Consider the following 17,800-nt stretch of genomic DNA (forward strand, 5'->3'; position numbering starts at 1 on the left):
CAGATGTTCAAAATGACGACTCCATTACAAAAACAACCAGGAGACGTTATATGGCTTTAATTACTTGGACTGCGGCTCAGTATGGCACGAATGTCGGATTTGCCGACCAAGAACATCAAACCTTGTTCGGTTTGCTGAATAAACTGTACGATGAGGCCACGGGCGGCGCGGCGCGCGCTACTGTTGGCGCTTCGCTGGATGCATTGATTACCTACGTGGTCGATCACTTTGCTCACGAAGAAAGGGAAATGGTTGCCAAAGGCTTTGGCGGTTATGATCGTCATAAAGCCGAGCATGAAGCATTGATCGGTATCTGCGCGGATTTGCAGAAAAAATTCCATGCTGGCGAAGCGGAAGTCACAGAGGACGTAGGTCAATTGGTAAAAGGCTGGTTGGATAATCACATTCCGAAATTCGACATGGCTTATGCGGACGCATTGAAGTAATGACAGCATAAATCTGTCTCTAATATGCAACAAAAGGCTTGCGAGCAGTGATGCTCCCAAGCCTTTTTTATGTGTATTTTTTACAAACGGGAAAACCTCTTCTGGTTTGTGGGTGAGTCATGGGTTAAAATTGCCCAGTTAATTTATGATAATTATCAGTAAATGGAATTGTTCGCGCGTTTGATGTCGTGCGACGATATTACGAAGATATAACGCATACAAGTTTATAACTACTAATGGGGAGGCTGCTCCGTGAAGAAAACAAAGCAACTGCTCGCTTGTCTGGTCTTGATGGCTTTAGGCCTGGGGACTGCGCATGCGGACTATACACTCAACCTGATGAAGGGCGTGACGCAACTCAGTAACGAGCTTTACGATTTGCACATGCTGATTCTATGGATCTGTGTGTTTATTGGGATCGCGGTATTCGGCACTATGTTTTACTCGATTTATCATCATCGTAAATCAAAGGGTCATAAAGCCGAGCAGTTTCATGAGAATACGACTGTCGAGATTATCTGGACCATCATTCCCACGCTGATTCTGGTGGGTATGGCGATTCCTGCCACCAAAGCCGTTATCGATCTGGACAAGGTGCAGGACTCCGAGATGAGCATCAAAGTCACCGGTAAACAATGGTATTGGGAATACGAATACCTGGATAGCGGCGTGCATTTCGAAAGTCATTTAGACGAGGCCAGCGAAAAAACCCACCGGGTCAGCACAATGGATCCTCATAACGTACCCAACTATCTGTTGAACGTTGACAAACCGCTGGTTGTGCCGGTCGGCAAGAAAATCCGCTTTCTGTTTACCGCTGCCGACGTAATTCACTCCTGGTGGGTTCCGGATCTGGGCTGGAAAAAGGACGCTAACCCCGGTTTCGTTAACGAAGCTTGGACTTATGTCGACAAACCCGGCACTTATCGCGGTCAATGTACCGAGTTGTGCGGCCGCGACCACGGTTTCATGCCGGTGGTGGTGATTGCGATGGAGCAAGATCAATACGATGCCTGGGTTAAAGCGACTTTGGATAAGCAAAATCAGAAGCCTGACTTGAGCGACCAAACCCGCAATACGCTGATGGCAAAAGGTGAGTCTGTTTATCTGAAAAACTGCGTGGCTTGCCACCAGATCGACGGTAACGGTATCTCCGGCTGGTTCCCCGCGTTGAGAGGCAGCGAGAAAGTCACCGGCAATATGGATCAGCTGATTGGTTTTATTCAGGCAGGTACGAGCAAAATGCCGGCCTTCAAAAAATTGCCGGATGACGAATTGGCCGAGCTGATTACTTACATCAGAAACGCGCCGGCATTGGGTAACAACGTGGGTGATGAGATTCAGCCTAATAAAATCACACCTAAATGGGACGATGATGAGTAATTCACTGATTTTCGCAATGAACTCATTTTCTAATTTTTGCTGAGGTATAAAGTATGACTGCTGTCGTAGCTGAACATGATGATCATCACGATCACCACGATCACGGCCCCGAAAAGGGCGTTTTACGGTGGATATTTACCACCAATCATAAAGATATAGGCACCTTGTATCTGGTATTTGGCCTGATAATGTTTTTTGTCGGCGGTGCCATGGCCTTGGTCATTCGCTCCGAATTATTCGAGCCTGGTCTGCAATTTGTCGATCCCAACTTCTTTAACTCGATGACAACCATGCACGCCTTGGTGATGGTGTTCGGCGCCGTCATGCCGGCGTTCGTCGGCTTGGCCAACTGGATGATTCCGATGATGATCGGCGCCCCGGATATGGCCTTGCCGCGGATGAACAACATGAGCTTCTGGATGTTGGTAGCCGGCGTATTGTTGTTGGCCAGCACTCTGTTCATGGAAGGTGGTGCACCATCGGGCGGTTGGACTTTTTATCCGCCCTTGGTTTTTCAAAACGGTAAATCGTTTCCTTTCGCTATTTTCTCTGTGCATTTACTGGGTATCTCTTCGATCATGGGTGCGATCAACGTGATCGCTACCATTTTCAACATGCGGGCGCCCGGCATGACCTTGATGAAAATGCCTTTGTTCGTTTGGACTTGGCTGATCACAGCGTTTTTGTTGATCGCTATCATGCCGGTATTTGCCGGTGCGGTAACCATGTTGCTGACCGACAAATTCTTCGATACCAGCTTCTTCGATGCGGCTGGCGGCGGCGATCCGGTGTTGTATCAGCACATTTTCTGGTTCTTCGGTCACCCTGAAGTGTATGTGATGATTCTGCCGACTTTCGGCGTGGCATCTACCATCATTCCGGTGTTTGCGCGTAAACCCCTGTTCGGTTATGCCTCTATGGTGTATGCGACCGGTGCGATTGCGTTCTTGTCTTTTATCGTTTGGGCTCACCACATGTTTACCGTGGGTATGCCGGTCGCGGGTGAGTTGTACTTTATGTATGCCACCATGCTGATCGCGATTCCGACCGGCGTAAAAGTGTTCAACTGGACCGCAACCATGTGGAAAGGCTCCATGACTTTCGAAACGCCGATGCTGTTTTCGATTGCGTTTGTGGTGCTGTTTACCATGGGCGGTTTTACCGGTTTAATGATGTCGGTAGCACCGGTGGATTTTCAATACCACGACACGTATTTCATCGTTGCCCACTTCCATTACACCTTGGTGCCAGCGTCTATTTTCATCCTGATGGCTGCCGGTTATTTCTGGCTGCCTAAATGGACCGGCAATATGTACAACGAGAAAATCGGCAGACTGCATTTTTGGTTGTCAGCCGTTTCGGTGAACATATTGTTCTTCCCGCAACATTTCTTGGGTCTGGCTGGCATGCCGCGTCGTATTCCCGATTATGCGATTCAATTTGCTGATTGGAATATGGTGTCCAGTATTGGTGCGTTCATCTACGGTTTTAGCCAATTGTTGTTTGTGTACATCGTCATCGATACCATCCGTGGTGGAACCGGCGAAAAAGTGAGCGACGAGGTTTGGGAAGATGCCAGCAAACACAGTCTGGAATGGACCGTGCCTTCGCCTGCGCCTTATCACACCTTCAGCACGCCGCCGGCGAGAATCCCTACCGAGCATTTTTAAGGCTTGAAATGAGTGACTGAAATGGGCCATGTCGTTTGACATGGCCTATCGGGTAAATAAATGGATACAAAAAAGAAAAACATTTTGACGGCTTTGGTGTTGTTTGCGGTGGCCTTCACGATATACGTATTTGCGGTCATTAAGGCTATCTCGCAATGAGCGAGGATATTGGGCAAAAAAATACCAAGTTAGTCCGTAAATTGGCGCTTGTCGCAATTGCCATGTTTGGTTTTGGTTATGCTCTGGTGCCGCTCTACGATGTGCTTTGCGATTTGACCGGCTTGAACGGTAAGGTTGAAGGTCAAGCCGTTCAAGAAACGGCGTATCAGGTGGATAAAAGTAGGGAAGTGACAGTAGAGTTTCTCACGTCCTTAAACGAGTCCACTCCGATGCTGTTTCGCTCAGAAGTGAAAAGCATGAAAGTGCATCCGGGTGAATACTACACGGTTAATTTTTATGCCAAAAATACCACTAACATGCCGATGATTGCCCAAGCCATACCCAGTATTACGCCGGGCCTGGCCGCAGAGTTTTTTAAAAAGACCCAGTGCTTTTGCTTTACCGAACAAACCTTTGCTGCGAACGAAGAAAAAACCATGCCGGTCCGTTTCGTCGTAGAACCGACGTTACCCGAACGCTATAAGACCGTCACGCTTGCATACACTTTTTTTGATAACACTAACATCAGTAAAAAATAGAGGGGAAGGATATGTCTACACACGATAGTTATTACATACCGCATAAAGCCGTGTGGCCGGTTTTGGCTACCGGCGGCTTGATGATGACGCTGGCCGGCTTTGCCAATCATTTGAACGGTTCGTCGATAGGTTCCGGGATGATGCTGACGGGTTTCGTAATTTTTTTGGTGATGCTGGGTTTGTGGTTTGCGTTGCAATCCACCGAGAGCGAATCCGGTATGTACAACCATGGCGTCGGTATTTCCTATCGGATGGGTATGATGTGGTTCATTTTTTCCGAAGTCATGTTCTTCGCCGTTTTCTTTGGCGCACTCTGGTATACGCGTAATCTATCGGTGGCTTGGTTGGGTGAAACCGGTCTTCCAAGTGGACCGGGCCGTTCGACACACGATACTTTATGGCCTGCCTTCCAAGCGGTTTGGCCGACTAACGGTCCGGGCAAAGTAGGCGGCGATTTCGAGCCGATGGGCGCTTTTGGTTTACCGTTCCTGAATACGCTATTGCTGTTGTCTAGTGGCGTAACCTGCACCTGGGCACATCATGGCCTGTTGGCGAAAAACCGCGACCAACTGATCAAAGGTTTAATCGCTACTGTTGGTTTGGGCTTTTTGTTCGTGGGATTTCAAGCAACCGAGTATTACGAAGCGTACCACGAAATGGGTCTGACACTGGGTTCCGGTATTTATGGTTCAACCTTCTTCATGTTGACCGGTTTCCACGGTTTCCACGTTTGTGTCGGTGCGATTATTTTATCCGTGGTGTTGTTCAGAAGCTGGAAAGGTCATTTCACCCCGGAAAACCACTTTGCCTTTGAAGCGGCGGCTTGGTATTGGCATTTTGTTGACGTGGTTTGGTTGGGTCTGTTCGTGTTTGTTTATATGATGTAACACCGATCTACTACACCGGAAAAAGCGCGGTCTGTGCAGATCGCGCTTTTTTTTTGTCGGCTCTTATGGGGTTGAAGTTGCTGTTGGCGGGTTTTGATTGGCATGCATGCGCGCAGCAATGCCGTGGGGTTGGATCATCCCGCTGGCGTAGGCGATGAACAGCAGAATGAACAAAGCCAGCGATAGGCCGATCCGCATGGTCAACGCCTTGGCAGTCTTTGCCGAATCGCTGTCTTCCTTGTGTTTGACAATATGAAACAGCGCGGAACCAAGACTGATGACGATGGCCAGGAATGCGACGATAGTGAGCGTTTTGATGAGCATGGCGGCGTTAATAAATAAAAACCTGCATTCTCGGCGATTCGGGTACGCTTGCCAATAGCGCATATTCATACTGGAGTTTTCACATATGATCAAATTGACTACGGGCGGTATCGAATTCCGTTGTTCGCTACCGGCATTGGGCGGATACCTGCTGTTATTCGGCTTGTTGTGCAGTTTGGGGTTGTGGCAGCTGAGTCGAGGCGAGCAGAAGACGATTTTGTTAGCTCAACAGCAAGAGGCCAGCAACGCTGAAGCCTTGGATTTAACTCTGCAAACCGGAATCGATAGTGATGCTTTACGTTATCGGCCCGTTTTAGTCAGCGGCCATTATGATGCTGTGCATCAGATTTTGATTGATAACCAAATGCTGAACGGTAAACCCGGTTATCTGGTTTTAACACCGTTTTTGCCCGACGGCGGTCAGCCTGGCATATTGGTTAACCGCGGCTGGGTCGCTTTAGGCGTCTCCCGTGACGTTTTGCCGGACATCAGTATCAGCATGGTCGCTCAGCAAGTACGAGGCAGAATCAACCGTTTTCCGGAGCCTGGTCTGAAATTAAAAGGTGCGGAAATTCCAGGGGAAGCATGGCCGGTCAGGGTGCAAGTTTTAGATAGCAAACTCTTGGCGGATAAATTGGGGTATGCGTTGGCTGATTATCAGATCGAACTGGACCCGGCCCAGTCCGAGGGTTATCAACGGCAATGGAAGATTGCTGTCGCAATCCCGCCTGAAAAACATAGAGCCTATGCAGTACAATGGTTCGGTTTGGCGCTGACATTAACAGCCCTATTTGTTTGGACTAGTAGTCGAAAAATACCCCGTGGATAATCAATATAAAAAAAACCGCATCACGATCATAGTGATATTTGCCATGTCCATTGTGCCCTTTGGGTTTGCATGGTTTTTGGCGAAAAATCCGGACATCGTTAAGCTTGGCACCAACAATGGTGCGCTAATTAGTCCGCCGCAAGTAACCTCTGTTGACGAGTTTTCCGGCTACGATACATTTTCCGCGCAAAACATGCTGGAGTTGAAAGGCCACTGGGTTTTAGTCAATCCGGTGCCGAAGAATTGCGAGGAAACATGTCGCGATGCCTTGTATAAAACTAATCAACTGACATTAATGATGGGTAAGGATATTGCCCGGATTCGGCGCTTGGCGGTGCTGTTCGATAAAACTTATCAGTTGCCGGCCGAATGGCGCGATGACGGGCGTTTATTAAAAGCCTTGCCAGCCGTCTCGCTGCAGGAAAAATTAAAGCAATTAAGCGTGCAGCCTTTGCCAGAGGGAATGCTGATCATCATGGATCCACTTGGGAATCTGATGATGCAATACGCCCCAGGTTACGACCCTTATCAAGTCAAAAGCGACTTAAGCAAATTACTCAGAATTTCACAAATCGGTTAGAAATATGTTCAGAAAATTAACTCTGTGCTGCGCGTTTTTGGCGCTGCTCGTCATACTCGTCGGCGCTTATGTCCGGCTCACGCACGCCGGTTTGGGTTGCCCGGACTGGCCTGGCTGTTACGGCAAAGCATTCGTCAGCGACAGCGCGGCATTTAAAGCCGACGCTGCCGTAGGATTTCCGCAGTATGCCTTGGATACCGCAAAAGCCTGGAAAGAGATGGCGCATCGCTATTTGGCTGGCGGCTTGGCGTTATTAGTGTTGGTTTGGTTTGGACTGGCGTGGAGGGAAAAGCCCCGAGCGCCCGCAGTGATGCTGACCACCTTGGTATTGCTGTTGATAGTCGGGCAAGCCGGTTTAGGCATGTGGGCGGTGACATCCGGCACACGACCTGGTGTCGTAACGGCGCATCTGTTACTGGGGTTTTTCACGTTTTGGACGCTGGGCTGGAGTTATTTACGACTTAATCCGGCTGCCTCGCTAAGGCCGGTTCGTTCCGGTCCGGTAGTATTTACCGGTTTGGCGATACTGGTGTTACTGGGGCAGATAGTGCTGGGTGGCTGGGTCAGTAGCAACTATGCCGGGTTGGCCTGTAGCGATTTTCCGCGCTGCAACGGCGAATGGTTGCCGGGCGCCGATTATCTGAGCATTTTGGATCTGTTCAGAGACAGCGGTCTGTCGGCCGATGCGAAAATGGCGATTCAGGCGCTGCATCGGGTTTTGGCGGCTTTTACTTTCCTGGTCTTAAGTGCCTTAATGTTGTCCGCTACTTCGGAACGTTATCCAAAACCGGTACGTTTGGCGGGAAATATTCTCAGTATGCTGTTATTGGTGCAGATCGCGCTGGGGATTTTTAGCGTCAAGTACCAGCTTCCATTGGCTTTGGCTGTCGCGCACAATGCGTTCGCGGCCTTGTTGATGTTGCCCTTGCTGGGAATTTTGTTTTATAGCCGATACAGCACAGGCGCTGAAGACGAAATCTTAAGCTTTGAAGCTGATGAGGTTGTTTCAGCTGAACAGGCGCCGGAACAACCACAGGTCAGCAGAGAAGATTCTTTATATCTGCGTTTGACCACCCAGCTGAAAAGAACCAGAACTGGTCTTGGCGGTGTGCTGAGCAGTCTGGCTTTCGGGCAAAAAGCGGTTACCAAGGAGTTGTTGGCGGATATAGAAGCCCAGTTATTGATGGCTGATTTGGGTATCGAAACCACCACGCAATTGATTAAACAACTGACCGATAGTTTAGAGCGTGATCAACTTAGAGATGGTCAGGTGTTAAGCCAGACCTTGAAGCAAAACTTATTAGCGATGCTGGAGCCTTGCAGTTTGCCGCTGCAAATTCCCAAGCAGGATGGGCCGTTCGTAATTCTGGTGGTAGGTGTTAACGGTGCCGGCAAGACAACTTCGATCGGTAAACTGGCCAAACGCCTGCAACAACAAGGCCATAGCGTGATGCTGGCTGCGGGGGATACCTTCAGGGCTGCGGCAGTCGAGCAGTTGCAGACCTGGGGCGAACGTAATGATATTCAAGTTGTGGCGCAGCACACCGGCGCGGATTCCGCATCGGTGATTTTCGATGCCTTGCAGTCCGCCAAAGCCAAAGGGGTGGATGTACTGATAGCTGACACCGCCGGACGGTTGCATACCAAGTCCAACCTGATGGACGAGTTGAAAAAAATCAAACGCATCATGACCAAACTGGACGAGTCGGCGCCGCACGAGGTATTGCTGATCCTGGATGCCGGCACCGGGCAAAATGCTCTGTCGCAGGCTAAACTATTCAACGAAGCAGTGGAATTGACCGGCATCGCCTTAACCAAGCTGGACGGTACCGCCAAGGGCGGGATTATTTTCGCGCTGGCCAATCAACTGCATATCCCCATTCGGTTTATCGGCGTGGGCGAGCAGATTGACGATTTACAGGACTTCAATGCGCAAAACTTCGTCGATGCCTTATTTGTTCAAGAATGACGCGTAATAGACTGATCCCATGTTGAGATTCGAACACGTAAGCAAACGCTATCCCGATGCCGGTGAGGCCTTGACCGATGTCAGTTTTCACTTGCATCGCGGCGAAATGGCATTTTTAACCGGCCGTTCCGGCGCCGGCAAGAGTACCTTGCTGAAGTTGATCGCGATGATGGAACAATGCACGCGCGGCAGCGTATCACTGGACGGTCAGGATATTACTCGCATCGGCGAGCGGAAGATTCCTTATATGCGCCGCAATTTGGGCCTGATTTTTCAGGATTACAAATTGCTGAACGATAGAACGGTATTCGATAACGTGGCCTTGCCGTTGGTGGTGTCTGGGTATAACCATCAGGAAGTGGCGCGGCGGGTGCGGGCATCCTTGGATAAGGTCGGGTTGTTGGGTAAGGAAAAAAAACATCCCTTGGCGCTGTCCGGTGGTGAGCAACAGCGCGTGGGTATCGCCCGAGCCATAGTTAATAAACCTAAATTAATTCTGGCCGACGAGCCGACCGGTAACCTGGACCCTGATCTGTCCGCCGAAGTGATGTTCATGTTCGAGCAATTCAAGCAAGTCGGGGTGACGGTGTTGATAGCCAGCCACGATATAGAGTTGATTAATCATCTCGGCCATCGAGTATTGACACTCGATAAAGGCCATTTGGTTGCGAGTTGACGATGAAACGCAATCACCGCAAACAAGCCGGCAGCAGGCTGGTGGAATTATTCCAGGCTTATCTGCTTAATCATGCTCACGGCTTGTTTTCCAGCCTGGGTCGTTTGAGCCGCACGCCGTTTACGTCTGTCATGACCATATTGGTACTGGCCATTGCCATTTCCTTGGCCAGTAGCTTTTATATTGTCGTCGCCAATATTCAGCAATTGACCGGTAATCTGGAGTCCAGCAATCAGATGTCCTTGTTTTTGCACGACAACATTACCGATGCGGCCGGGCAGAAGCTTGCCGAGCAGATACAACAAAACGGTAGTGTCGTGGACGTTAAATTCATCAGTAAGAAGCAAGCGTTGGAGGAGTTCAAAGCTAATAGCGGCTTCAGCGATGCGTTGAATGCGCTGGAACGCAATCCCTTGCCCAGTGTGATTCAAGTAGTGCCGAAAAATGCACTGGAGAACAACGAAGACATCGAAAAGTTGATGGCCGATTTTAAGCAATTCCCGCAAGTCGATTTCGTGCAGGTGGATATGCAGTGGGTGGCACGCTTGCAAACCATCATGCTGATCGCCAGCCGTGGCGTGATGTTGGTCAGCTTGTTGCTGGGTTTTGCGGTAACGTTCATTACCGGCAATACTATTAGGCTGGAATTGCAGAATCGCCAGGATGAAGTATTTATTTCCAAATTGGTCGGCGCGACCCATGCTTTTATTCAGCGGCCATTCTTGTACACCGGTTTTTGGCTGGGTTTTATCTCGGGTTTTCTCGGCTGGCTGATCATGACGATCATGCTGTTGATCCTGGAAACGCCGGTAGAGAAGTTATCGACCTTGTACAACAGTTCTTTCGACTTACTGTTTTTGAGTTTCTCGGAGTTTATTTTGCTATTGATGATCTCGTCGGTATTGGCGGTAGTCGGCTCCTGGGCCGTGCTGCACTATCAATTGCGCCAACTTAAACCGCAATAAGCCTATGAAATTTTGGGAAACCAAGACCTTGGCGCAAATGAGCACGGAAGAGTGGGAATCGCTGTGCGATAACTGCGGTAAGTGTTGTTTGAATAAGCTGGAAGACGAAGACACCGGTGAAATTGCCTTTACCAGCGTGGCGTGCGATTTGATCGATTTGGAGAGCTGCCGTTGTACGCGATATAGCGAACGTTGCACGCTGGTGCCGGAGTGCATCGACTTGAAGCAACACGATTTCGCCGAATACAACTGGTTGCCTTCAACCTGCGCATATCGCTTGTTAACCGACGGTGAACCTTTACCTGGCTGGCATCCTTTGCTTACGGGGACTAGCGAGTCAGTCAAAGAGGCTGGGGTGTCTATTAGCAGCTATGCGATCAAGGAGTCGCAAGTCACCGATCTGGAAGATCATATTATCGAATGGTTGCAGCCCTGATTAAGCGCCGACTGGGCCGCCGGTAACCTTCGTTTTCCGGCGGCGACAGGTGTGAAGTATCCGGGATTGCTTATCCCTTGGGTGTCCGCCTTTGATTATCCTTTGCCGGGTAACATGCCTACCGTACCCGGTTTAATCCGTTTACAACTAACCACTACGTCTTCCTGACGGCATTTTGCTTCCTGTGGATTGCTGCAAGTGTCGCAAACCGTATTGCCAGTGCTTGTTACCGCATCGACATGCCAGCCGTAACCTTGCGATTGGCAGAATTTCTTGCTGAATCTATCGATGTTGTAATTTTTAGAGGCATTCTCCTTGGCTTTACTCTCAACTTGGCAGTGCTCAGGGGCCAAGGTGTTCGCCATAATGTCGCGGTAAATATACTCGGTAGCCTGGGCAGGGATGGCTAACAATAAAGAGGCTAACAGCGTGCCGATAAAAGTCGTTTTCATCATATTAATCCTCGCGATTGCCGATAACGCGGATGTTCATTAAGCGGTTTTCTTCGGCAATTTGGTCTTTGATTGGTGCAAATTTTTCGTTTTCGCTCATTTTGACCGCCAGGATGGCGCCAACAACAACTGCGGTAGCCAGCACCACATACAACACGAAGTTATCTTTTTCTTGTTTTACTTCTGTCATGGTTTTACCTCTTGTAATAGTAAATCGGTCAGTGCCGAACCGAATTTGTATTGAAAAACCTGTTCGCCCTATATCAGGGCCGGCACTGATTTGACGTCAATCAAAGCGATTTCTCCGATACCAACAGCCTGCTTGCGCCGCAGAGCCAGATCGAATATTTCGCTGAAAGCATTGAATGCATCAGCCAGGAATTGCGTTACACCTCCAAATAAGCAGTTCCTGATTGAAAAAGCCTGATTTAGGCATTTCCGGTCTGCTTCATGGTAGCGAATCGAAACAATAAAAGAAATGAGCGGGCTTGTCAAACAAATATCGTATCAATATTATGAGTTTGCCGTTGTTTCCGCAAAGACTGTCCGCAAATAGCGCTTGGATTTTGCGCTATCATCCGCTTCCACCAATCTGATTTGACGCGGTTTGGCTTACAAAGCCCACGGCGCTTTATTTGAAAAGTCTGGAAAACGGGGCGCACATTTGGCGATAGAATACTCGCCAAGTTGAAATTGGCGATTATCCTGGTAGTCTTCGGTTTTGATCTTGTCTAATTACTTTACTCACAGAAATAGAAAAATCTCATATGCAAACATTAACTAGAAAAATTAAAAAAAATGTGACCGTGATTTTTTTAGGTGCGTTGCTTCCGACACTCAACCCGGCTTGGGCGGAATCCGATAAGCAGCTCCAGGAAAAAACGCTCAAGGCGCGGGAAATGATTCATCAGAAAGACATGGATCATTCCGCCCATACCGACCTGGCGGACAAAACAGAGGGATTTCGTGGTGTGTTTTACGGTTATTTGCCCTGCAAGGAAAAAGATTGCGATGGTTTCAAAATGACCTTGTCTTTGAAACAAAAAAACAATTATTTATTGGTAACCCAATACGCAAAAGCCTCCTCCAGAGAGTTTTACGAAAAAGGTAAGTACGATTGGGATGACAAAACCCACATACTGTCGTTAACCGCCAATAAAAACGATCTCAATCGCAAATTTAGTATTAAAGACGAAGGGACGTTGATTCAACTCAACAGCGATGGTACGCCCATGCTGGGCGACCAGGACGACTATACGCTGGCAAGAAGCGATAAATCCAAATCTCGGGAAGTGCACATTCATTAACTAATGCTAGCTGGGAACTAGCCGGCAAAGCATCCAAGTCGGCTAGTTAACAAGATAAAAGATATTCGACGTAAAAGTCCGATGAGAGCCAATGGCTAGTGTGGCGAGGAGTGCGCTGTTTTAATAATCGTTTCGGCTACACAGAACAGTGTTTATATTGCGGATTCGGCCAAATAGTCGTTTTTCAACTTTACGTAATGTTTTGCCGAATACTCCAGAAAGGTTTTTTCGGAGTCGGTCAGCGCCCGGATTTGTTTGGCGGGTGAACCGACATACAAAAAACCGCCTTCCAGTTTTTTGCCTGGCGGCACCAGCGCGCCGGCGCCCAACATCACATGATCTCCCAGTTCGGCATCGTCCATCACAATAGCACCTATGCCGATAAGGCAATAATCGCCTATCGTACAGGCATGCACCACGGCGCGATGACCGATGGTTACGCCTTTACCGATTGTCAAAGGATGGCCTTGCGGCGAATAATCGCCGGCGTGGGAGACATGTAACACCGCGCCGTCCTGAACGTTAGTGCCATAGCCGATGGTAATGGCTTCCACATCGCCGCGTATCACCGTGGTTGGCCAAACCGATACATCGTCGCCGATTGTCACATCGCCGATCACTACCGCTGCTGCGTCGATATACACGTTTTTGCCGACTTTTGGCTGTTTGCCTTTATATGTTCTGATTGCCACCGCAACTCCCGTTTTTTGCCATAATTAAACCGCGATGTTACGCAATTAATCGATTCTTCTCCAGTCCAGCGAGGGTAGTAATGGCATTCATAGACGGTATCAAACGGCAACTGCGTTCGGTTATCGAATGGGAAAATCCCGATCCCGATCTGTTGTTGGCGCAATGGACCGAAAACGGCGACGAAATCAAAAATGCTTCCAAGCTAATCGTCGGTCCGGGGCAGGGCTGTATTTTTGTGTATCAGGGGCAGGTCAAGGGGATTATCGAAGAGCAATGCATGATCAATCTGGAAACCGACAACGTGCCGTTTTGGACCACGATCAAAAAATTCATGCAGTTTTTTGAGAGCGAACACAAGGTGGGGATTTATTTCTTCCGCAAAACCAAAATTCTGGATCAGAAATGGGGCACTACCTCGCCAATCAAATATCAGGACCCGAAATATCATTTCCCGGTCGCTTTAAAAGCCTACGGCAACTATAGCTATCAGATAGCCGACCCCAGCGATTTCTTCGTGAGTATCGTCGGCAGCCATAACCAAATGCGCATAGACGATTTCCGCAATATTCTCTCGGCGCGAATCATCAATCCCATTTCCGATTACCTGGCGGAGTGTCAGCATAGCTTTGCAGACATCGACGCCAACCGCGACGAAATAGCCCGGGGCATAGCCATTAAACTGGCCATCGTGTTTCGAAAGCTGGGCTTTAGCATTAGCGATTTTCGCATCGAAGGCACCGATTTTGATGAAGACACCTTGCGCCGTATCAATCGTATTGCCGATCTGACCGCTGAAGCGCAAGCCGCGCAAGCCGTGGGTCTGGATTACGCCAAGGTGCAACAGCTGGATGCCTTGCGTGAAGCGGCTCGTAACGAAGGCGGTGGGGCAGGTCTTGGTATGGGGATGGGGGCCGGCATCGGCTTGGGGCAAGGGATGGCGCAATCGCTGAGCGCGACGACTAATCAGGCGGCTGCCGATAGTAATCAAACGGTTGCGAAATTGACCGAATTGAAGCAGTTATTCGAGGCGCAACTGATTACCGAAGCCGAATACGCGGCCAAGAAACAACAAATATTGGCTAAGTTTTAGCATGGCCAATTGCACAAGTTGTTCTGCGCCCTTACCAGCCAACACGCAATATTGCAGTTATTGCGGAGTCCGCAACGATATTGATCTGCTAGGCAAGCACGACTACCAAGTCGTCGATTCCACCAGCGAGCGAGTTTGCCCGGAATGCGCACAAAGCCTGCAAACCATTAGTCTGGATACCGCCGGTTCCTTGCACATAGAGCGTTGCGCCAACTGTTACGGCTTGTTTTTCGATCCTGGTGAAATTGAAACCTTGTTGGATAGTGCGGTAGCGCCGGTCGTTACCGTTAATTTAGAACTGCTGAGCAACATCAACCAAGACCGTTATCCAAAAAATGCTACGGTAAAATATCTTAAATGCCCGGTGTGCCAGGTTTTGATGAATCGGGTGATCTATGGTTATCGCAGTGGAGTGATTATCGACCAATGCAGGAGCCATGGCATCTGGCTGGATGGTGGACAGATCAGTCACTTGTTGGAGTGGAAAAAAGCCGGCGGCCAGATTTTGAATCAGAAAAAAATCGCTGCCAAACAAGAAAAAGCCAGTGCCGAGCAATTCAAAAAAGCCTTTCGGAAAGACTATTCTCGGCCGCAACAAAGCTACGGCGAACAGAGCGTAGATGGCGATTTAGTGGCGTCGGTAGCCGAAGTGTTGTTCAAGATTTTTGAATAAACGGCTTAGCGGTTTCCGGCATGTGTTCAACTGCCGGCGCCAGCACCGCAGGTAAAAAAAACTCTGCCACCAGCAACGGTTGCCGATGGATCGCATAAACCGTTCGGCGCCCCCAAATAGCATCGTCAACACCAACCGCCGTTTGCAGACCTGGCGACCAAACGCTGCTGTCGGCCCGGCTAAATTGCCGCTGGCGGCGCTCCAAATCCGGATAGGCGAAAATCACTTCGCCCAACGGCCGGGTGCCGAGGTGGGACAGATTGCGGTGGGCGATTTCTATCGTGGGCTCAGGCAAAATAGTACGGGCCAGCACCAAAGGCACGCCATTGGCATGTAGCATCACTTCGCGGATCAATTGATAGCGGCACGGCGGCAAGCCTAATAGTCGGCATTCGTCTATGAAAGCCGGCTTCCAGCGGTGGAATAACACTTTTACGCCGAAACGGTTGCCGTGTATGCCGCGTAGACGTTTGGTCAGCGAGCCGGTTTCATTGAGCCAGGATTGCAAGTCAGCAGGTAGTTGCCGTTGGCTGCTCTGTTCGTGGCTTTTCCAGACAGGCGGGCGGCTGAATAAAAAACTTTTGTCGGGCAAGCGCTAAACCTCGGCGTAATGGCGGCTATGGCCGATCCAGCGTTGGATCAGCGGTTGAATGGCGTCTGGATGTTGGCGATGGATCAATTGCGCCGCGGCCGGGATCAGTTCCAGCAGGTCGCTGTCGCGGCTCAAGTCAGCGATTTTGAACTGCATCTGCCCGGTTTGGCGGGTGCCCATTACTTCGCCGGGGCCGCGCAATTCTAGGTCTTTTTCGGCGATGACGAAGCCGTCATTGCTTTCTTTCAGGATAGCCAGGCGTTGTTTGCCGGCTTGCGAGAGTGGTGCTTGATAGAGCAGCAGACAATAGCTATCCTGATTGCCGCGGCCAACCCGGCCGCGCAACTGATGCAATTGCGATAAACCCAAACGTTCCGGGTTTTCGATGATCATCAGGCCGGCGTTCGGCACGTCCACACCCACTTCTATCACCGTGGTGGCAACCAGTAAATCGCAATCGCGATTATTAAAAGCTTGCATCACAGCGTCTTTTTCAGCGGCTTTCATCCGGCCATGCACCAGGCCGACGCGTACGTTCGGCAGGGCTTGGCACAGATAAGCGGCGGTTTTCTCGGCGGCCTCGCATTGCAGGACTTCCGATTCCTCGATTAGGGTGCATACCCAATAGGCTTGGCGTTGCTGTGCGACCCAGTGTTCGATACGGCCGATGACTTCTTCGCGGCGTTCCGAGGAAATCACGCTGGTGGCGATGGGTTTTCGTCCCGGCGGTAGCTCGTCGATAATGGAAATGTCCAGGTCAGAATATTGCAGCATCGCCAAGGTACGCGGAATGGGCGTGGCGGTCATGATCAATTGATGCGGACGTAATCCGCCATGCTGGCCTTTTTCGCGCAGGGCCAAGCGCTGATGGACGCCGAAGCGGTGCTGTTCGTCGATGACGATCAAGCCCAGCCTATGAAAATGCACGCTATCTTGAAAGAGTGCGTGCGTGCCGATCACGATGTTAGCGGAGCCGTCGGTTAGTGCCTCCAACGTGGCTTGTCTGGATTTGCCTTTCAATTGTCCGGTCAGAAACAGCATTTGGTAACCGGTTTCGGCGAACCATAGGCTGAAGTTACGAAAGTGTTGTTCGGCTAATAATTCCGTGGGCGCCATGATCGCGACTTGATAACCCGAGTTTAGCGCCAGCAAGCTGGCCAGAGCAGCTACCACGGTCTTGCCGGAACCAACGTCTCCTTGCACTAGGCGCAGCATGGGTTGTGTTTGGCGGCAATCGCTTTCGATCTGGGTACTGACGCGCTGCTGCGCACCGGTCAACTGAAACGGCAAGCTTTTCAGGAATGCTTGTTTGGCTGCATTGTTTAATTCAAAGACCGGCGACTGCCAGCTTTTGTAAGCCAATTTGCCTTGCAGTAGCGCCAGATGGTGGGCCAGAAACTCTTCGAACACTAGGCGTTTTAATGCTGGTAAGGAACCGCCACTGATGATTTCTGCGGACAAATGCGGCGGCGGATTATGTAGGGTTTGCAGAGCGTCGTTCAGGGAAGGGTAGCCATGCTCGGTCAATAAATTAGCCGGCAGCCAATCCGTGATCGCGCTGTCGCTTTGCAAGCAAAGTGTTAATGCCTGTTTGATGGCTTTGCGGAGCGTGGATTGAGAAATGCCTTCGGTCAGTGGGTAGACCGGTGTTAACGTAGTTTCCAGTAGTTGCTCGGCAGCAGAAACGATTTTATATTCCGGATGCACCATCTCCAGGCCGTTGTAACCGTAACGAATTTCGCCGAAACAGCCTAGTAGGGTGCCCGGTTTAAGCTGTTGGCTTTGTTGGACACTGAAGTGAAAAAACCGAATCGACAAACTGCCGCTGTCGTCGGCGATGCGGCAAATCACACTGGGACGGCCGCGTTGAATGCTGTCGGTAAATTCGACCGTGCCGCAGACTAGCGTGGTCATGCCAGGTGATAAGTGGGATATGGGCACGATGCGGCTGCGATCCTGGTAACGCAGGGGCAGGTGGAACAGCAAGTCTTGGAGGGTATGGATACCCAGTTTTTCCAGGCGGGCGGCGGATTGTGAACCGATGCCTGTCAGCGCGGTGACAGGCTGTTTATGCGGTTCCGGATGATTCATGAATACACAAATGAGGCGGGTTAAAGCGCCCCGTTGGCT

At 50.0% G+C, this 17,800-nt stretch carries 21 protein-coding genes; 14 read left to right on the forward strand and 7 right to left on the reverse strand.

The features are described 5' to 3' along the window. Positions 1 to 50 precede the first annotated feature (50 nt). The 5 genes from A1332_RS11350 to A1332_RS11370 all read left to right on the forward strand — a co-directional run bounded on the left by A1332_RS11350 (position 51) and on the right by A1332_RS11370 (position 5,084). Positions 51 to 446: a bacteriohemerythrin gene (locus tag A1332_RS11350; RefSeq protein WP_020482136.1), complete on the forward strand. Its 396-nt coding sequence runs from the start codon at positions 51 to 53 to the stop codon at positions 444 to 446. Positions 447 to 698: 252 nt separating this feature from the next. Then, complete coding sequence (gene coxB, locus A1332_RS11355) at positions 699 to 1,829, forward strand: cytochrome c oxidase subunit II (RefSeq protein WP_064008598.1); 1,131 nt, start codon at positions 699 to 701, stop codon at positions 1,827 to 1,829. Positions 1,830 to 1,882: 53 nt separating this feature from the next. Next, complete coding sequence (ctaD, locus tag A1332_RS11360) at positions 1,883 to 3,499, forward strand: cytochrome c oxidase subunit I (RefSeq protein ID WP_020482134.1); 1,617 nt, start codon at positions 1,883 to 1,885, stop codon at positions 3,497 to 3,499. A 155-nt stretch (positions 3,500 to 3,654) separates the two neighbouring features. Then, positions 3,655 to 4,197 carry a cytochrome c oxidase assembly protein gene (locus A1332_RS11365; RefSeq protein WP_064008599.1) on the forward strand — a complete coding sequence of 181 codons (543 nt, stop codon included), beginning with the start codon at positions 3,655 to 3,657 and terminating at the stop codon, positions 4,195 to 4,197. 11 nt (positions 4,198 to 4,208) lie between these two features. After that, positions 4,209 to 5,084, forward strand: a complete 876-nt coding sequence (locus A1332_RS11370; RefSeq protein WP_064008600.1) for a cytochrome c oxidase subunit 3 — start codon at positions 4,209 to 4,211, stop codon at positions 5,082 to 5,084. Positions 5,085 to 5,147: 63 nt separating this feature from the next. Here A1332_RS11370 and A1332_RS11375 read toward each other — a convergent pair whose 3' ends face one another. Next, entirely contained in the window at positions 5,148 to 5,408 is a 261-nt protein-coding gene (locus A1332_RS11375) for a twin transmembrane helix small protein (RefSeq protein WP_064008633.1), read from the reverse strand. An 85-nt stretch (positions 5,409 to 5,493) separates the two neighbouring features. On the opposite strand from A1332_RS11375, the gene A1332_RS11380 reads away from it, so the two are divergent. Genes A1332_RS11380 through A1332_RS11405 form a run of 6 tightly spaced genes read left to right on the forward strand, consistent with a single transcriptional unit; the run spans position 5,494 to position 10,863 of the window. Further along, positions 5,494 to 6,237 (forward strand): SURF1 family protein, encoded by a 744-nt coding sequence (locus A1332_RS11380; protein WP_064008601.1) that lies wholly within the window; start codon positions 5,494 to 5,496, stop codon positions 6,235 to 6,237. 43 nt (positions 6,238 to 6,280) lie between these two features. Further along, the gene (locus A1332_RS11385) at positions 6,281 to 6,817 is read left to right on the forward strand and encodes a hypothetical protein (RefSeq protein ID WP_331709873.1); all 537 of its coding nucleotides are present in this window, start codon (positions 6,281 to 6,283) and stop codon (positions 6,815 to 6,817) included. A gap of 4 nt (positions 6,818 to 6,821) precedes the next feature. Continuing rightward, positions 6,822 to 8,786 (forward strand): signal recognition particle-docking protein FtsY, encoded by a 1,965-nt coding sequence (gene ftsY, locus A1332_RS11390; RefSeq protein WP_064008603.1) that lies wholly within the window; start codon positions 6,822 to 6,824, stop codon positions 8,784 to 8,786. Positions 8,787 to 8,805: 19 nt separating this feature from the next. Continuing rightward, on the forward strand, positions 8,806 to 9,462 hold the full coding sequence (gene ftsE / locus A1332_RS11395) for a cell division ATP-binding protein FtsE (RefSeq protein WP_064008604.1): 657 nt from the start codon (positions 8,806 to 8,808) through the stop codon (positions 9,460 to 9,462). 2 nt (positions 9,463 to 9,464) lie between these two features. Beyond that, positions 9,465 to 10,427 (forward strand): permease-like cell division protein FtsX, encoded by a 963-nt coding sequence (gene ftsX, locus A1332_RS11400; protein ID WP_064008605.1) that lies wholly within the window; start codon positions 9,465 to 9,467, stop codon positions 10,425 to 10,427. A 4-nt stretch (positions 10,428 to 10,431) separates the two neighbouring features. After that, positions 10,432 to 10,863, forward strand: a complete 432-nt coding sequence (locus tag A1332_RS11405) for a YcgN family cysteine cluster protein (protein ID WP_064008606.1) — start codon at positions 10,432 to 10,434, stop codon at positions 10,861 to 10,863. Positions 10,864 to 10,958: 95 nt separating this feature from the next. On the opposite strand, the gene A1332_RS11410 is transcribed toward A1332_RS11405, so the two are convergent. The 3 genes from A1332_RS11410 to A1332_RS11420 form a co-directional block, all read right to left on the reverse strand. Further along, complete coding sequence (locus A1332_RS11410) at positions 10,959 to 11,318, reverse strand: hypothetical protein (protein WP_082879651.1); 360 nt, start codon at positions 11,316 to 11,318, stop codon at positions 10,959 to 10,961. Position 11,319: 1 nt separating this feature from the next. Beyond that, positions 11,320 to 11,505: a hypothetical protein gene (locus A1332_RS11415; protein WP_020482122.1), complete on the reverse strand. Its 186-nt coding sequence runs from the start codon at positions 11,503 to 11,505 to the stop codon at positions 11,320 to 11,322. 68 nt (positions 11,506 to 11,573) lie between these two features. Further along, on the reverse strand, positions 11,574 to 11,810 hold the full coding sequence (locus tag A1332_RS11420) for a hypothetical protein (RefSeq protein WP_064008607.1): 237 nt from the start codon (positions 11,808 to 11,810) through the stop codon (positions 11,574 to 11,576). A gap of 272 nt (positions 11,811 to 12,082) precedes the next feature. Here A1332_RS11420 and A1332_RS11425 point away from each other — a divergent pair, with 272 nt between their 5' ends. Next, complete coding sequence (locus A1332_RS11425; protein WP_064008608.1) at positions 12,083 to 12,622, forward strand: copper resistance protein NlpE; 540 nt, start codon at positions 12,083 to 12,085, stop codon at positions 12,620 to 12,622. 152 nt (positions 12,623 to 12,774) lie between these two features. Here A1332_RS11425 and A1332_RS11430 read toward each other — a convergent pair whose 3' ends face one another. Further along, positions 12,775 to 13,314 carry a gamma carbonic anhydrase family protein gene (locus A1332_RS11430; RefSeq protein WP_064008609.1) on the reverse strand — a complete coding sequence of 180 codons (540 nt, stop codon included), beginning with the start codon at positions 13,312 to 13,314 and terminating at the stop codon, positions 12,775 to 12,777. An 80-nt stretch (positions 13,315 to 13,394) separates the two neighbouring features. Between A1332_RS11430 and A1332_RS11435 the strand changes: the two genes are divergently transcribed. Both A1332_RS11435 and A1332_RS11440 read left to right on the forward strand, forming a co-directional pair. Beyond that, positions 13,395 to 14,405 (forward strand): SPFH domain-containing protein, encoded by a 1,011-nt coding sequence (locus A1332_RS11435; protein ID WP_064008610.1) that lies wholly within the window; start codon positions 13,395 to 13,397, stop codon positions 14,403 to 14,405. A 1-nt stretch (position 14,406) separates the two neighbouring features. Then, the gene (locus A1332_RS11440) at positions 14,407 to 15,078 is read left to right on the forward strand and encodes a zf-TFIIB domain-containing protein (protein WP_064008611.1); all 672 of its coding nucleotides are present in this window, start codon (positions 14,407 to 14,409) and stop codon (positions 15,076 to 15,078) included. Here A1332_RS11440 and A1332_RS11445 read toward each other — a convergent pair. Together A1332_RS11445 and recG are read right to left on the reverse strand one after the other, a co-directional pair. Beyond that, positions 15,062 to 15,670, reverse strand: coding sequence for a chorismate--pyruvate lyase family protein (locus A1332_RS11445; RefSeq protein ID WP_082879652.1), 609 nt, complete (start codon positions 15,668 to 15,670; stop codon positions 15,062 to 15,064). The genes A1332_RS11440 and A1332_RS11445 overlap by 17 nt on opposite strands. 3 nt (positions 15,671 to 15,673) lie before the next feature. Then, on the reverse strand, positions 15,674 to 17,761 hold the full coding sequence (gene recG, locus A1332_RS11450) for an ATP-dependent DNA helicase RecG (protein WP_064008612.1): 2,088 nt from the start codon (positions 17,759 to 17,761) through the stop codon (positions 15,674 to 15,676). Between the last annotated feature and the right edge of the window lie 39 nt (positions 17,762 to 17,800).

Source organism: Methylomonas methanica (assembly GCF_001644035.1).
GTDB classification, from domain to species: domain Bacteria; phylum Pseudomonadota; class Gammaproteobacteria; order Methylococcales; family Methylomonadaceae; genus Methylomonas; species Methylomonas methanica_A.

Coding starts and splice junctions, on each gene's coding strand:
- A1332_RS11375 (WP_064008633.1), bottom strand. CDS start 5,408: ATGCTCATCAAAACGCTCACTATCGTCGCATTCCTGGCCATCGTCATC.
- A1332_RS11425 (WP_064008608.1), top strand. CDS start 12,083: ATGCAAACATTAACTAGAAAAATTAAAAAAAATGTGACCGTGATTTTT.
- ctaD (WP_020482134.1), top strand. CDS start 1,883: ATGACTGCTGTCGTAGCTGAACATGATGATCATCACGATCACCACGAT.
- A1332_RS11380 (WP_064008601.1), top strand. CDS start 5,494: ATGATCAAATTGACTACGGGCGGTATCGAATTCCGTTGTTCGCTACCG.
- A1332_RS11415 (WP_020482122.1), bottom strand. CDS start 11,505: ATGACAGAAGTAAAACAAGAAAAAGATAACTTCGTGTTGTATGTGGTG.
- ftsY (WP_064008603.1), top strand. CDS start 6,822: ATGTTCAGAAAATTAACTCTGTGCTGCGCGTTTTTGGCGCTGCTCGTC.
- ftsX (WP_064008605.1), top strand. CDS start 9,465: ATGAAACGCAATCACCGCAAACAAGCCGGCAGCAGGCTGGTGGAATTA.
- A1332_RS11350 (WP_020482136.1), top strand. CDS start 51: ATGGCTTTAATTACTTGGACTGCGGCTCAGTATGGCACGAATGTCGGA.
- ftsE (WP_064008604.1), top strand. CDS start 8,806: ATGTTGAGATTCGAACACGTAAGCAAACGCTATCCCGATGCCGGTGAG.
- A1332_RS11405 (WP_064008606.1), top strand. CDS start 10,432: ATGAAATTTTGGGAAACCAAGACCTTGGCGCAAATGAGCACGGAAGAG.
- recG (WP_064008612.1), bottom strand. CDS start 17,761: ATGAATCATCCGGAACCGCATAAACAGCCTGTCACCGCGCTGACAGGC.
- A1332_RS11435 (WP_064008610.1), top strand. CDS start 13,395: ATGGCATTCATAGACGGTATCAAACGGCAACTGCGTTCGGTTATCGAA.
- A1332_RS11440 (WP_064008611.1), top strand. CDS start 14,407: ATGGCCAATTGCACAAGTTGTTCTGCGCCCTTACCAGCCAACACGCAA.
- A1332_RS11365 (WP_064008599.1), top strand. CDS start 3,655: ATGAGCGAGGATATTGGGCAAAAAAATACCAAGTTAGTCCGTAAATTG.
- A1332_RS11410 (WP_082879651.1), bottom strand. CDS start 11,318: ATGATGAAAACGACTTTTATCGGCACGCTGTTAGCCTCTTTATTGTTA.
- A1332_RS11385 (WP_331709873.1), top strand. CDS start 6,281: ATGTCCATTGTGCCCTTTGGGTTTGCATGGTTTTTGGCGAAAAATCCG.
- A1332_RS11370 (WP_064008600.1), top strand. CDS start 4,209: ATGTCTACACACGATAGTTATTACATACCGCATAAAGCCGTGTGGCCG.